Origin of the sequence: Nostoc sp. EspVER01 (assembly GCF_034530635.1) — a bacterium.
GTDB lineage: Bacteria > Cyanobacteriota > Cyanobacteriia > Cyanobacteriales > Nostocaceae > Nostoc.
Map to the genome: position 1 here is coordinate 30,087 of NZ_JAVRCS010000012.1, position 13,925 is coordinate 44,011.

Genomic DNA, 13,925 nt, shown 5'->3' on the forward strand with positions numbered 1-13,925 from the left:
TCAATTTTTTAACGAACCGCCAAGACGCAGAGGACGCAGAGAGAAGAAAGAAATGCTTAACTGAACCGTATTGGCATCTTGCCCGTCCAGTATATGTAATTTAAATGTGGAACAGCTTGTCTGGTTTATTGAGATGGAAGAAGGTACAACAAATCAAAAGATCCCCAACTGTTTGAAGGAAGTTGGGGATCTAAGCCTCTCGTTGGAGAGCAAATTAAATATAGTGGTTCACGCAAATTTTAAGTAGACTACGCCCGCGATCGCAACAAAAGGGTAATGGAGATTAAAAACCAATACAGTCCAGATAAACCCAAAACCAGATTGTAGAGACGCGATTTATCGCGTCTTGAAGACCAATTATCTACACCAATAACCTTTAACTCAAGCGTATTGGATGAAAAACAAGGGTTAATGCCATTCGCTTGCACTTTAAATTACAGCTTCTTGGCGTTGACAATCAAAAACAACCATGTAGGAAGCATTTGGTATTTCTTGAGGAAGGTGTCGCATGTAGCCATCGGCATCAGAACGGCTGCGGAAGCGAGCAACAATCTCCCGTTGCGTATTCGGAAGTAGACGAGCGATCGCCCAAGAATTGAGGCGTTCTTTATACGCAATAGTCTGATTGTCTAATTGAGAAGTTTTGTTATCCGTATTTTCTGGCATAATTATGTTAACCGTATGAAGTTTAATGAAGGGCGTTAATTAGTTTCTAGGTAGGAATGCACTAACGCTTTTTTTAATGCTGCTGCCACCTTGTTATTCGATTATTAATAAATTGTCAACACTGAGCGCTATATTTTAGACCAATTAAGTTGGAATTTTCAGGTGACAATGAATCTCAAAGCCTTAACTTGCAATTGTTTCCAGGACACAACAATGTTCAAGTAGAAAGTTTGGCAATTATTGGGTTTGCATGATTTATATGCATACACATAAGTAAAGTCCGCATCAGTGCTAAAACAAACATTAATGTCTGAAAACATACTATTTAGAAACTGAAGAGAAAATGAATAATAACGTACCTAGAATTAATCAGCACGTACACAGTCTTAATTTTTTTATAGTGTGATTAGTAAAGCTACATTGCAGGCAGTTACATTTTTTATAGTTAGTTGAGAATAATTAAATTTTCATAGTTGATTGAAATATTCAAAGATGAATTTTTCTTTAGCTTTGGACTAGAGCTTTAGGAAAAAACATGATGCAATTGTTGAAATTAAAAATTCTTGACTAATTGTCACAAAATAGTTACAATCTTCTCGATAAAATTATAGTTATCGATAATGAAAACACCATTTGTAACATCAATACTTCAAAAAGTAGCAAAGGAAATAGGAGCAGTAGTTTTAGTAGACCCAGAATGCAGTTTTATGGGATTGATTACATTTAAAAACGGCAATAAAACCTTTTTTCGTAGTGCCAGGTTTAGTATTAATTCTTCTGGTTCAGTAGCAATCGCTAAAGACAAAGGAGTTTCAAACTTTTTTTTAAATAAATTTGGCTATAAAGTTACTGAAGGAAAAACATTTTTTAGTGACGAATTATGCGAAGAAATAGCTAATCCTAGAAATATAGATGCAGGATTTTATTATGCTAAGGAGTTGGGATTTCCTGTAATTGTCAAGCCGATTAATCTTAGTCAAGGAATCTTTGTTACTAAAGTTCACAATAAACAAGAATATTATCAAGTAGCTAAGAAAATCTTGCAAAAAATACCAGGATTTATTGTTGAGAGATTTTATAGTGGCAATGATTATAGAATCGTAGTACTTGATAATGAAGTAATTTCGGCATATCAAAGAATTCCCTTATTTATCATCGGAGATGGTCAATCTACTGTTTTGCAACTTATGCAACAGAAGCAGGAAACTTTTATCAAAAATGGTAGAAAAGAAATTATAGATTTTGAAGATTACAGAATCAAAAAAAACTTGCGAAGACGGAAGCTAAGTTTTAGTAATGTTATACCTAAGAATAATATAGTCTATCTTTTAGATAATGCGAATTTATCAACTGGAGGTGAGGCAATAGACTTCACTGACAATATCCATGCTGATTTTAAAAAATTAGCAGTAAATATTACAAAAGATATGGAATTGAGATTAGCAGGTGTAGATATTCTTGCTAGTGATATAACGTCACCAATGGGAGATTATACGATTATTGAAGTAAATGGCGCTCCTAGCTTAACTCACTATGCGTCATTTGGTGAAGTTCAGACGAAAAGAGTAGAAAATTTATATCTCCAAGTTCTCAAAGTACTTGAAAGCGAGAATAAGCTATTGCGCCTTTAATTTGCACTAATATTTTTCAAATATGATTGTGGGGTGGGCATCTTGCCCGCCCTGATAATGTAAGTTGTATACGTAACAGCTTAGCAGAGTAAACAATTGATTTTGACTGGAGGCGAAGCAGGGATTGCTCCCCTCCTGAGTTCTTTTTCAATTCTATCTCTTCACCACTCCTTATCTAGTAGGGATTCAAATTCAGCTTGTAAGGCGTTTATATCTGCCAATCTTGTGACTAGTAAATTATCCTTACCAGCATCATTTAAACGCACTTTCCAATAACGAATACTGTCTGAGTTATTCAACCAAAACTTAATCACCGTATCTACGACTTGATCCAGATTCCAATCCCACTTTGCTGGAACTGATTCCACCGATTCTAAAAACGTATCTAGCGTACACCTATGCATTCCCAAGTATTCCACACCTTGGTGGGGTGGTTTTTGCCCATTTTGCTGTTGCTGATTAAAAAACTGCAAAAGTGGAGATATTCCTACAATATCAAAAGTGTATTTCATGCCAGTACTCTCAACTTTATATTACTTACAGGAAATATTTAGTTTTTTCTATTTCTAAAATAATATCTGGAAAGGAACTAAAGCATCTACAAAAAGTGCAGTTTTGATCCATATCATAGGCGTTAAACCTCAGCTATAAATTAGCACTGACAAGCGTTGAGTGCTAATATTTATTTAAGAGTTTGATTGATTAATAAAGAGTTTCGGGCATTAATTCAAGGATGTATATATCTTTAATAATTATTTAATTAGTTACGTTACGGCTTGTAAAAGCTAGCTCCTGCCTAATCCATATTTTTAAGGCTTGTGATGATCAATAAAGTGGCTGTGTAATGAAATCAGCAGTCCAACACGTATGCTAGATGCTATCAAGTCTGCCAACCAAACCGCCTTTCTGGAGCGATCGCACCCAAAATACAGATCCTGGATTTCTCACCACATCTCGATTAAGCCTGCGCTTGAGCAGGGGAGCAGGGGAGAGTTCAAATACCAAGTTCTTTCCCCTCTGCCCCTCTGCTCCTCTGCCCATCCTTACCCTCAAGCTTGTGAGAAATGCGGGAGATGGGGTCAAGTCAAGGGAGTATAAATTTAAACTCACTTGACAGTGCAGTTTTAAAAGTGTCACCTACTAGACTCGCCTTTTGATTGAAGCAGTGATACTATCTAATTGTGTGAGGAGCAAGTTAAAAATAAAAAACGCCTGGGGTGGAAACACGGCAACACTCCCAGGCGTTTTTTAATTGGTACACAGAAAAAAGTCTTTGCAGATTCGCCCAAACCGGATTGCTATGCATCGGATGTAGCAATAGCCCAATCTAAAATCTAAAATTCCTTAAGTTGCACCAAATTCAGTTTGTAAGGCTTCATCGTTATTATCAGCGATCGTTGCCACAATGGTAATTAGCCGGGACACTTCGCCAGGAGATAACTCTGCTAAGGTGCGTGTTGATATGACAACCACCCGGTTTTCGATAATGCCGAAACGTGCCTCAAAAGTGCTGGAGCAGTTTAACTCCAAAAGATACCGCATCAACTTAGGTTCATCCTTGGCAGGTAGATTTAGCACCGCAGACCAAACTGTTATGGTGTCTTCATCGGTTGTCCCGTTGAGTTGGACAAATACTTCCACACTTCCATACTTAAATTTCCAAAGATAACCACCCTCTGGAGTGTGGTTAACCATCGCACTATCATCTTGTTCCAGAGAATCGATGACATTTTCAATTACCTCCAGATGGTTAATGCCTGTAGTCTCAGCGATTAGCTGATTAATGGATTCGTCATTAGTTAGGGTTTCTGGGTAGCTTGTCATACAGATTTTTTCTCAACATACTTGCTGTTTTATCTACACATACTTTATAACTTGTGGACGCAGTTGGAGGGGCAATTCATGAATTACCCCTACTGATTGCAACGTTCCTCCCGCCACTATGCAAAATGATGGCGGGAGGAACAAAGAATTATTCTGGAAAAATCAATGACGATCGCACTTAACCTACGTCATCATGGGCAAAGCGGTTAAAGAGGAAGTCTAAGGCATAGTTACGCAATTGGTAATATTGTGGATCTTCCATAATACGGCTGCGATCGCGGGGACGAGAAAAAGGAATTTCCATAACTTCACCAATTTTCGCATGAGGCCCATTGGTCATCATTACCAATTTATCTGCTAAAAATAGTGCCTCGTCGATGTCGTGGGTAATCATCAGCACTGTACAACGGTTATCGCCCCAAATTTTCAGCAATTCTTCTTGTAATTCTTCTTTGGTGATGGCATCCAGCGCCCCAAAAGGTTCATCTAAAATTAAGACTTTTGGACGAATCGCCAAAGCACGGGCGATAGAAACCCGTTGTCTCATCCCGCCAGACATTTGCATTGGTTTCTTTTCCATCGCATCAGCCAGTCCCACCATTGCTAGATGATCGCGGACGATCGCTCTTTTTTCAGCTTGTGGTTTGTTGGGATAAACGGCGTTGACAGCTAAGTAGATGTTTTCAAAAGCAGTCCGCCAAGGTAGCAAGGCATAGTTTTGGAAGACAACCATCCTGTCTGGGCCTGGCTTGGTAATGGGTTCTCCTTCGAGTAACACTTGCCCAGAGGTAGGAAAGTTAAAACCGGATACCATATTTAACAGTGTCGATTTGCCACAGCCAGAGTGGCCGATGACGCAAATAAATTCTCCCTGTTCGACGTTGAGGTTAACGCCGTCGAGTACGGTAAAGGGGCCTTTCTTTGTGGGATAGACTTTGGTAACGTCTTTAATTTCTAGGAAAGGTCTGCGGCTGGTGGTTGCAGGGGCGAATGGTTTTCCTAGTGTGGTTGTAGCTGTTGAGTTGCGGTTTTGCATGGTATTTGGGGATTGGGTACTGGGTATTGGGTATTGGGGACTAGTCGCTGCAACCTAGAGGTTTCTTAATGAAGTTCAAAGACTCGTTAACGGAGTTCAGAGGTTCGCGCGTGATGTCCTAGTCCTTCCACTCCCTCTTTCTCTCACGATTTTTTTATGAAGCAAGTCTCCTTCTCGGTGCATCAAGAACAACTTCCGCGACTGAAAAATCACGTTTAATTTTCAAGCTGTTGAGATAAGCGATCGGATCGTCGGCGTTAAAGGGAGTACCATCGAACAGTTGGATCGGTTGGCGAATATAGCTAATATCCAAACCTAATTCTCGTGCGGCGGTGCTGAAAACACGCACGCGACACACCCGTTCCACAACTTCTACCCAATTTCTGGGGAAAGGAGTGTCACCCCAACGCGCCAATTGACTCATAATCCAAATTTGTTCGGTGCGACTGGGGCGGTTAATGGCAGAATCGGAATAAAACTGGAGATGGGCATAGTCTCGCAACGGATGGTTTAAGTCACAGGTGAGACTATCTGGATCTTCGAGTTGAATGTATTCTAAATCAGTGCTGACATAATCTCGCCCTGCTAAAATTTGCCGAATTTCTTGGGTATTTTCGGGATTTGCACAATACACGCAAGCTTCTAACAAAGCTTTGGTTAAGGCAATATGCGTATTTGGATAATTTTCTGCCCAATCTTCCCGCACACCAAGAACTTTACCGGGGTGTCCCAGCCAAACTTCTAAATCGGTAGCGATGGTAAAGCCGACATTTTCCACAGCAGCGCGATAGTTCCAAGGTTCACCCACGCAGTAACCATCAATGCTTCCAGCTTTGAGGTCGGCTACCATCTGCGCTGGGGGAATGGTCTTCATATCCACATCGCTATCGGGGTCAATTCCACCAGCCGCTAGCCAGTAACGCAGTAGCAAGTTGTGCATTGATGCAGCATGTACTACTCCCATTGTGTGCCGTTGTTCGCGGGTGCGAAGCAGGTATCTTTTAAAATCTGATAAGGTTTGTACACCTTGGTCGAGAAAGTCTTTTGCCAAGGTGATGGCGTTACCGTTGCGAGTCATGGTGAGGGCAGTGACAACGGGCAAAGGTTGGTTATTATGTCCTCCCAAAGTTAGCCACATCGGCATCCCTGAAGGCATTTGAGCCGCATCTAAATAACCACCACTTATGCCATCTTCTATACCCCGCCAGCTACTTTCCCGCACGAGGTTAACTTCATCTAAACCATGCTTGAGAAAGAAACCTTTTTCTTTAGCAACTGCTAAGGGGGCACAAGCTGTCAGAGGTAAAAATCCAATTTCTAGGTTAACTTTTTCTAATCCATGACGGGCAATGTCAGCAGTTTTGCGCGCCCGAATTTTCTTAATTCGTTTTTGCTGATTGAGGAAGTAAATCATCTCACTTCGCAAGCTGTAATAGCTGGGATGTTCTACTACTTCCATCCGCTTACGGGGTCTGGGAATATCCACTTCGAGAATGTCGCCGATTTTAGATTCGGGGCCGTTGGTCAGCATCACGATTCTGTCAGATAACAGCACAGCTTCATCGACATCATGTGTCACCATCACCGCAGTTACTTCATTTTCTTCGCAAATTTGCATCAGTTGTTCTTGCAAATTGCCGCGTGTGAGTGCATCCAATGCACCAAAGGGTTCATCTAGCAAGAGTAATTTGGGACGAATCGCTAAGGCGCGGGCGATCGCAACTCGCTGCTTTTGTCCACCTGATAACATTCCCGGTTGTTTGTCAGCATGGGGACGCAAACCCACCATATTAATATGTTTTTCGATAATAGCGTTGCGATCGGCTGCGGATGAACCTTTCATTACTGAGTCCACGGCGAGGGCAATATTTTCTCTTACCGTCCGCCAAGGTAATAGCGAATAATTTTGGAAAACCACCATTCTGTCTGGGCCAGGTTTGGTGATTCTTTGTCCTTCGAGAGTGACAATACCTTCTGTAGGCAAATCCAAACCCGCAATCATATTTAATAGAGTGGATTTACCGCAACCGGAGTGACCAATAAGAGAGACAAATTCTCCTTTTTTAATTTGGAGATCGATTCCTTTCAGGGCGATATATTTGCCACCACCAGTTAATTCAAAAACTTTATCAATTTGGTCAACAGCTACAAACATCTCATTAGTCCTTTGTCATTTGTCATTTGTCTTTTGCCATTAGTCCTTAGTATGCGGTCATTAGTCCTTAGCTTTTTACAAATGACTAATGACCAATGACTAATGACGAATAACTATTTCTGTTCTGTTGGTAAAATCTTGTTTTGAAGCCAGCCCATCGCCTTATCTAGAAGCAACCCAACAACGCCGATATAAACTAGAGCTAAAATTACTTCGCTGACGTTGTTATTTTGATAAGCGTCCCAAATAAAGAAGCCGATTCCGACAATACCGGACATGACGATTTCGGCGGCGATAATCGCTAACCAAGCTAAACCGATCGCAATTCTCAAGCCGGTAAAGATGTAGGGTAATGCCGCCGGAATCAAAATATTGGTGAAATATTCTTTGCGGCTAAGTTGCAGAACTTTGGCGACGTTGTTGTAATCTTGGGGAATTTGGGTAACGCCGACAGCAGTGTTAATTAAGATGGGCCAAATGGCGGTGATGAAAATTACGAATAAGGCGGCGGGTTCGTTTTGTCGTAAGGCTGCTAAAGAAATTGGAACCCAAGCTAGAGGTGGTACTGTCCGCAGTAGTTGAAAGATGGGGTCTAAAGCTTTGGACATGGTTTTATTCACCCCAATCAAAATGCCCAAACCAATACCAACGATCGCAGCTAGGGTATAACTGATAGCAACCCGTTGTAGACTGGCGAGAATTTGCCAAAATAGGCCTTTGTCAATGCCACCTCGGTCATAAAATGGCCAGAAAATCAGAACCCAAGTGTCTTGGATAACCTGTATCGGCCCTGGTAATGTGGCTCCTGGAATCCAAGCGAAGAGTTGCCAGAGAACGAGGAAAATTGAGATGGCGATCGTTGGTGGTATCAGGTCAGGAAATTGCTTTTTCAGACTGGATATAAAGCTATTACTCAATCTAGGACTTGCAGGGCGTTTTTGGGCGAGTGTCATGATGCTGAGTTCTCCTCAAATTTTATTTGTCATTTGTAATATCTCTAGACGCGATTAATCGCGTCTCTACTTTTTGATTTTGAGACTCTTCAAATATTCTTCTGGCTTTTCAGGGTCAAATTTGATGCCATCAAAAAACTCTTCTACACCACGGGATGTATTTGTGGGAATATCAGCAGTAGCAATTCCAGCTTCTTTTGCAGCTTCTTTCCAAATATCTTCGCGGTTGACTTTGTTGATAAGTTCTTTAGCCTTAGCAGCATTATTGTCAATGTAATCTTTTGGTAAAAATCCCCAACGAACATTTTCAGTGATGAACCATAAATCATGACTCTTATATGGATAGGAAACACTGCCTTTCTCATCTTTCCAGTAGTAAGCAGCCATTGATTTATCATCAATTTTGCGACCATCACCCATGTCATACTTCCCTTGGTATGGATCAGCCAGGATTTCGGGTGAAGAAAGATTGAAATAATTTCGTCCAGCCAGAATTTGAGCCGCTTCTTTGCGATTATCAAAATTATCTAACCACTGTTGGGCTTCCATAATTCCTTTTAAAATTGCTTTGGTAGCCTTGGGATTTTTATCAACCCAATCGCCTCTCATGGCTAGATATTCTTCAGGATGATTTTTCCAAATTTCTGCGGTTAATGCTGCTACGTAGCCAATTTTGTCTTGAACCAGGCGATAAGGCCAGGGATCTCCTGTACTAAAGGCATCCATTGTTCCGGTTTTCATGTTGGCTACAGTTTGCGCTGCTGGTACTGTGAGCAGCTTGACATCTGCATCCGGGTCTAAGCCACCTGCTGCTAACCAGTAGCGAATCCATAAATCTTGGTTGACGTGGGGAAAGGTAAATGCAGCTGTGAAGGGGGTTGAAGATTTTAATTCCGTGAATAGGGACTTAGCGCTGGCGAGTTGTAAGCTAATACCTTTGCCTTGATGCTTGCTGGCGATCGCAATTCCATTTCCATGCGTAATTAATTGACATAATACATACATGGGAATTTTTTGATTGCCCTTGGTAATTAAACCTTCTGTAATTAAATGTGGCATTGGCATCTGCCATTGACCGCCATCTATCCCACCACCGGCAGAACCAATTTCTACGTTGTCTCTAGCTGCACCCCAAGAAGCTTGTTTGGAAAGGTCAACATTAGTCATCCCATACTTTGCAAAAAAGCCTTTTTCTTTAGCAATAATTAAAGGAGCCGCTTCTACAATGGGGATATATCCCAGCTTGACTGTAGTAGTTTCTGGTGTTTGTTCGGGACTAATATTAGCAACCGTTTGAGCAGTTGGCTGTACTTGAGTGCTTCCACCAGTTAGGTTTTCAGGAGGATTACCCAAACAGCCTTTGAGGAATACAGCACCCGCAGATGCTCCGGCTGTGAAGATAAATTTGCGGCGAGAAATTTGATTAAAAAATTCTGTCATAAATATCTCCTGAAAACGTGAATGTTATTTTTTATAGCTATGACAATTTAGGCAAAAAACCTTGTGTTTCTTGCATTATTAATGATTAATCAAGCTATATTTGACCAAGCGATCGCAGCCATCTCATAAATGAAATAGCTACCTATATTAAGAACTCGGTTAAATTATTGGCTCTGCTTTTATAGTGTGATGCAGAGGTGTCATTCACCTTGTTGAAATCAGTTTACAGCTTTTGAAGCCGAAATTGTTAACTTGGAGTGGAGATTATTAAACAAATATTAGATTGGATGTATAAGTAAAAATTTATCTATTATCCTCAACTATAAAAATAATTTTTAATATATCAACTCTTACTTATGAAGACTATTATGTTTACCTTATGATTTACTGTCTCGGTTTATTTTCTAACTTAATTTTAGTCGTAATGTGTCATATATAAGTTTTCATTTATCATGACTATTATGTTGAGACTATGATTTATGTAGCAATACTATTTGATTTGGAAACACCGAGAGGCTCAGATCCCCGACTTCTTCAAGAAGTCGGGGATCTTGTTGTTCGTAACTCCTCTACGGATTGCTATGTCATGTCCAGATAATTAGTTAGGGATCTGCGGGTTAATAGTGTCCCAGCCAGGAGGGTTTCGACACTTCGACTGCGCTCAGTGCAGTCGAAGTGTCGAAACTCGGTTTATTGGTACTTTATTTTCACGCAAGTCCCTTAGTTATGATTGTCTCAACTTAGCAAACAGCTGTGAGTAGCTCATGTAGTGTATTCGGCATTAATCTTCACGTAGTCATAACTCAAATCACAACCCCAGGCTTTACCCACACCATAACCATTGCCAACGTTAACGGAGATTAACACCGTATCCTGTTGGAGATAAGCACCCACCGATGCTTTTTTCAAATAAGCACTTGCTGCTGCACGGTCAAATTGTAGAGGTTGCCCATTTTCTAACATTAAGAAATCCCCTAGCTTAATTTGCAGGTTTTCTTGCTCAAATGCCACACCTGCACGTCCGGCGGCGGCGGCGATGCGTCCCCAATTTGGATCGCGTCCAAAGATTGCAGATTTAACTAAGGATGAACCGGCGATGGTTTTGGCTATTTGTCGGGCTGAGAGTTCATCATGAGCGCCAGTCACTTCCACTTCAATTAGACAGGTTGCACCTTCACCATCACGAGCGATCGCTTTGGCTAAATGCTGGCAAACTGCTGTTAACATCGCCTCTAATTTCTCTGCTTCTGCACCCCATTCTATAATTGCTGGGGTGCGAGATTGACCGTTTGCCAAGGCAATTAAGCTGTCGTTGGTGCTGGTATCACCATCCACAGTGATGGAATTAAAGCTTCTATCAGCTGCCCTTGCTAACATCTGTTGCCAAAGGTGAGGCGAAACCACAGCATCACAAGTAACAAATGCCAGCATGGTTGCCATGTTGGGGTGAATCATACCGGAACCTTTGGCAATACCACCAATTCGTACTGGGCGATCACTTATAGTTGTCTCTAGGGCAATGGATTTTGTTACCAAGTCTGTAGTGATAATCGCTCCGGCGGCGGCATCTGAGCCTGTTTCTGATAGTGCTGCTACTACTTTGGGAATCCCGCTTCGCAAAGCATCCATCTTAATTCTTTGACCAATCACACCGGTGGAAGCCAATAATATAGATTCAGATGGAATGTTTAATGCTTGACCTACTGCCAGAGCAGATTCTAAGGTATCAAGGTAGCCTTGAGTCCCTGTAGCGGCGTTTGCTTGTCCGGCGTTGCAGAGGATGGCACGAGCGCTCTGTTTGGCTTGCAAGCGTTGGCGACAATATTCTACGCAGGCAGCTTTCACTTGGCTGGTGGTGAACACACCTGCTGCGATCGCTTCTACTTCTGAGAATATCAAAGCTAAATCTGGCAACCCCGAAGGTTTCAATCCTGCGGTAATTCCCGCAGCCTGATACCCCCTTGGTGCTGTGATACCACCTGTTATTTCTTGCCAATCTGCCATTCTTCTTCCTTACAACTATCAGGTTGGATAGGTCAATTTGTACTTTACAAAAGTGCTGAGTTAGGAGAGACGCGATTAATCGCGTCTGTACAGGAGTTAGGAGTTATTAGTTTTTCCTTACTTCCCCATTCCCCAGTCCCTTTTATTTGCTGATGGCAATAATAATGCACCAGTTAGCGATTGGCATAATTGTTTTTACCTTTCTTATGACGAAAAACCAAAACAAAAAAGGATAACCACTTGGGTCACTCTCTAGATCGTTAGGATACATCTACTTACTAATCTCTCTGATTTACTTTTTAAGGGTTAATACTTATTTATTGAGATTATTTCTAAAAATTTTTGAGGTTTATCCGTAAATACCACGAAAATAAAATAAAAAAGAGAGCTACTTAGGCAGCTCTCCAGATCATCAGGGTGCATCTACTTACCACAGCATATCATTTTACGTATGAGGGTTGTCACCAGTTTTTATATGAAGATTGTGTGAAGCAAGACCGGGAAAATACTTAGTTGGGGAATTGGGAATTGGTTATTTCCCCTCTGCTCCCTCACCCAGCAAAGTTGAGTTGACAGAGTACTAGTGGTCTATCGCAAAAGTTTTAAGAGGTTAGTGGTGTTCAGATCCCCGACTTCTTGAAGAAGTCGGGGATCTAGCAGCCCCGCAAAATTAATGCGATGAACCACTAGGCGTTCAGTTTTTTCTCGACCAATTCGTTAGTCAGCTTAGGATCGGCACGTTTATCTGTCTTTTTGAGAACTTGTCCGACAAAGAAGCCTTTGAGGTTAGTGTTACCGTTGCGATACTTTTCTAATTCTTTGGGATTGGCGGCTATGACTTCATCAACAATGGGTTCTAGTACACTAGGATCGGTGATTAACTCAAGACCTGCAAAGGCTTTCTCAGGAGAAATACCACTGAGTAAATCTGGCAACTTTTGTTTAGCTTGAGCATTGCTAATTTTGCCCGTTTCAATGCGAGTGATAATATCTGCTAAATTGGTTGGAGTCAGTCCGATTTGAGTAATAGTGAGTTTTTGCTTATTGAGGTGTGCTGCAATATCTTGAGTAATCCAGTTGGCAGCAGCTTTGGGATTTGCTCCAGATGCGATCGCAGTTTCAAAATATTCGGCGATTGAACGATCTTCTGTCAACACTCGCGCATCGTAAGGAGAAAGCCCCAATTCGCTTTCATAATGATGGCGTTTTTGGGCTGGTAGTTCTGGTAGTTCGCTACGCCATTGCTCTAATTGTGCATTTGACACCTCAATTGGTGCTAAATCTGGTTCCGGGAAGTAGCGGTAATCGCTAGAACCTTCTTTCACCCGCATACTACTTGTACATTGTGCGCCTTCTTGCCACAGCCGAGTTTCTTGGATGATGCGATCGCCTGCTTCGATGGCGGCGATTTGGCGTTCAATTTCGTAGTCAATCGCCCGTTGGATGGCGCTGAAGGAGTTCATGTTTTTAATTTCTACCTTGGTGCCAAATTCCTTTCGTCCCACTGGACGCACAGAAATGTTGACATCGCACCGCAGAGATCCTTGTTCCATATTGCCGTCACTCACGCCGAGATACCGGACAATCCGACGCAATTCTTCGGCATATTCAGCAGCTTCTAGTCCAGAACGTAGATCGGGTTCGGAAACAATTTCTACTAATGGGATACCTGCGCGATTGTAGTCTACCAAAGAATAGGAAGAACCGGAGAGGCGATCGCTACCTGCGTGTACCAATTTTCCCGCATCTTCTTCCATGTGCAGACGCGTAATACCAATACGTTTGCGAATCGGATTACCCTCAGCATCTAGCAACTCAATTTCTAACCAACCATGTTCTGCGATCGGTAGATCGTATTGAGAAATTTGGTAATTTTTCGGTAAATCTGGATAAAAATACTGCTTACGATCAAATTTGCTATATTTAGCGATTTGACAATTTAGTGCTAAACCAGCTTTGACTGCGTATTCTAATACTTTTTCATTGAGTACAGGTAAAACCCCAGGTAAACCCATACAAACCGGGTCAATGTTAGTATTGGGGTCAGAGCCGAATGCCGTAGAGCTATTAGAGAAAATCTTGGTATTGGTACTCAGTTGACAATGGGTTTCTAAACCAATAATCGCTTCATACTCAGTTTTTACGGTCGTCGCAGTGGTCATAATATCAATAATTTGGGCATAATCCTTGTAGTGGTACTATTGTAGCGGCGTATT

General features: G+C 41.6%; 11 protein-coding genes. 1 reads left to right on the top strand and 10 read right to left on the bottom strand.

Annotated elements, in window-relative coordinates:
* Positions 1-429: 429 nt before the first annotated feature.
* Entirely contained in the window at positions 430-666 is a 237-nt protein-coding gene (locus RMX69_RS12865; protein ID WP_289798246.1) for a hypothetical protein, read from the bottom strand.
* Between the two features lie 620 nt (positions 667-1,286).
* On the opposite strand from RMX69_RS12865, the gene RMX69_RS12870 reads away from it, so the two are divergent.
* Positions 1,287-2,297, top strand: a complete 1,011-nt coding sequence (locus tag RMX69_RS12870) for a cyanophycin synthetase (RefSeq protein WP_322637679.1) — start codon at positions 1,287-1,289, stop codon at positions 2,295-2,297.
* Positions 2,298-2,458: 161 nt separating this feature from the next.
* Here the strand turns inward: RMX69_RS12870 and RMX69_RS12875 are convergent, their stop codons facing one another.
* From RMX69_RS12875 to gatB, 9 genes are all read right to left on the bottom strand, one after another.
* Positions 2,459-2,809 (bottom strand): hypothetical protein, encoded by a 351-nt coding sequence (locus RMX69_RS12875; protein WP_289798248.1) that lies wholly within the window; start codon positions 2,807-2,809, stop codon positions 2,459-2,461.
* Positions 2,810-3,167: 358 nt separating this feature from the next.
* Positions 3,168-3,338: a hypothetical protein gene (locus RMX69_RS12880; RefSeq protein ID WP_322637680.1), complete on the bottom strand. Its 171-nt coding sequence runs from the start codon at positions 3,336-3,338 to the stop codon at positions 3,168-3,170.
* 303 nt (positions 3,339-3,641) lie between these two features.
* Complete coding sequence (locus RMX69_RS12885) at positions 3,642-4,121, bottom strand: YbjN domain-containing protein (RefSeq protein WP_289798250.1); 480 nt, start codon at positions 4,119-4,121, stop codon at positions 3,642-3,644.
* Positions 4,122-4,299: 178 nt separating this feature from the next.
* A complete protein-coding gene (locus RMX69_RS12890; RefSeq protein WP_069073991.1) occupies positions 4,300-5,157 on the bottom strand; it encodes a nitrate ABC transporter ATP-binding protein in 858 nt (285 codons plus the stop codon).
* 154 nt (positions 5,158-5,311) lie between these two features.
* Positions 5,312-7,312: a nitrate ABC transporter ATP-binding protein gene (locus RMX69_RS12895; RefSeq protein ID WP_289798251.1), complete on the bottom strand. Its 2,001-nt coding sequence runs from the start codon at positions 7,310-7,312 to the stop codon at positions 5,312-5,314.
* A gap of 113 nt (positions 7,313-7,425) precedes the next feature.
* On the bottom strand, positions 7,426-8,265 hold the full coding sequence (gene ntrB / locus RMX69_RS12900) for a nitrate ABC transporter permease (RefSeq protein WP_289798252.1): 840 nt from the start codon (positions 8,263-8,265) through the stop codon (positions 7,426-7,428).
* A 66-nt stretch (positions 8,266-8,331) separates the two neighbouring features.
* A complete protein-coding gene (locus RMX69_RS12905; RefSeq protein WP_322637681.1) occupies positions 8,332-9,705 on the bottom strand; it encodes a CmpA/NrtA family ABC transporter substrate-binding protein in 1,374 nt (457 codons plus the stop codon).
* A 762-nt stretch (positions 9,706-10,467) separates the two neighbouring features.
* Positions 10,468-11,709, bottom strand: coding sequence for a bifunctional ornithine acetyltransferase/N-acetylglutamate synthase (gene argJ / locus RMX69_RS12910; protein ID WP_322637682.1), 1,242 nt, complete (start codon positions 11,707-11,709; stop codon positions 10,468-10,470).
* A gap of 686 nt (positions 11,710-12,395) precedes the next feature.
* Positions 12,396-13,871 (bottom strand): Asp-tRNA(Asn)/Glu-tRNA(Gln) amidotransferase subunit GatB, encoded by a 1,476-nt coding sequence (gene gatB / locus RMX69_RS12915; protein WP_322637683.1) that lies wholly within the window; start codon positions 13,869-13,871, stop codon positions 12,396-12,398.
* Positions 13,872-13,925: the final 54 nt, after the last annotated feature.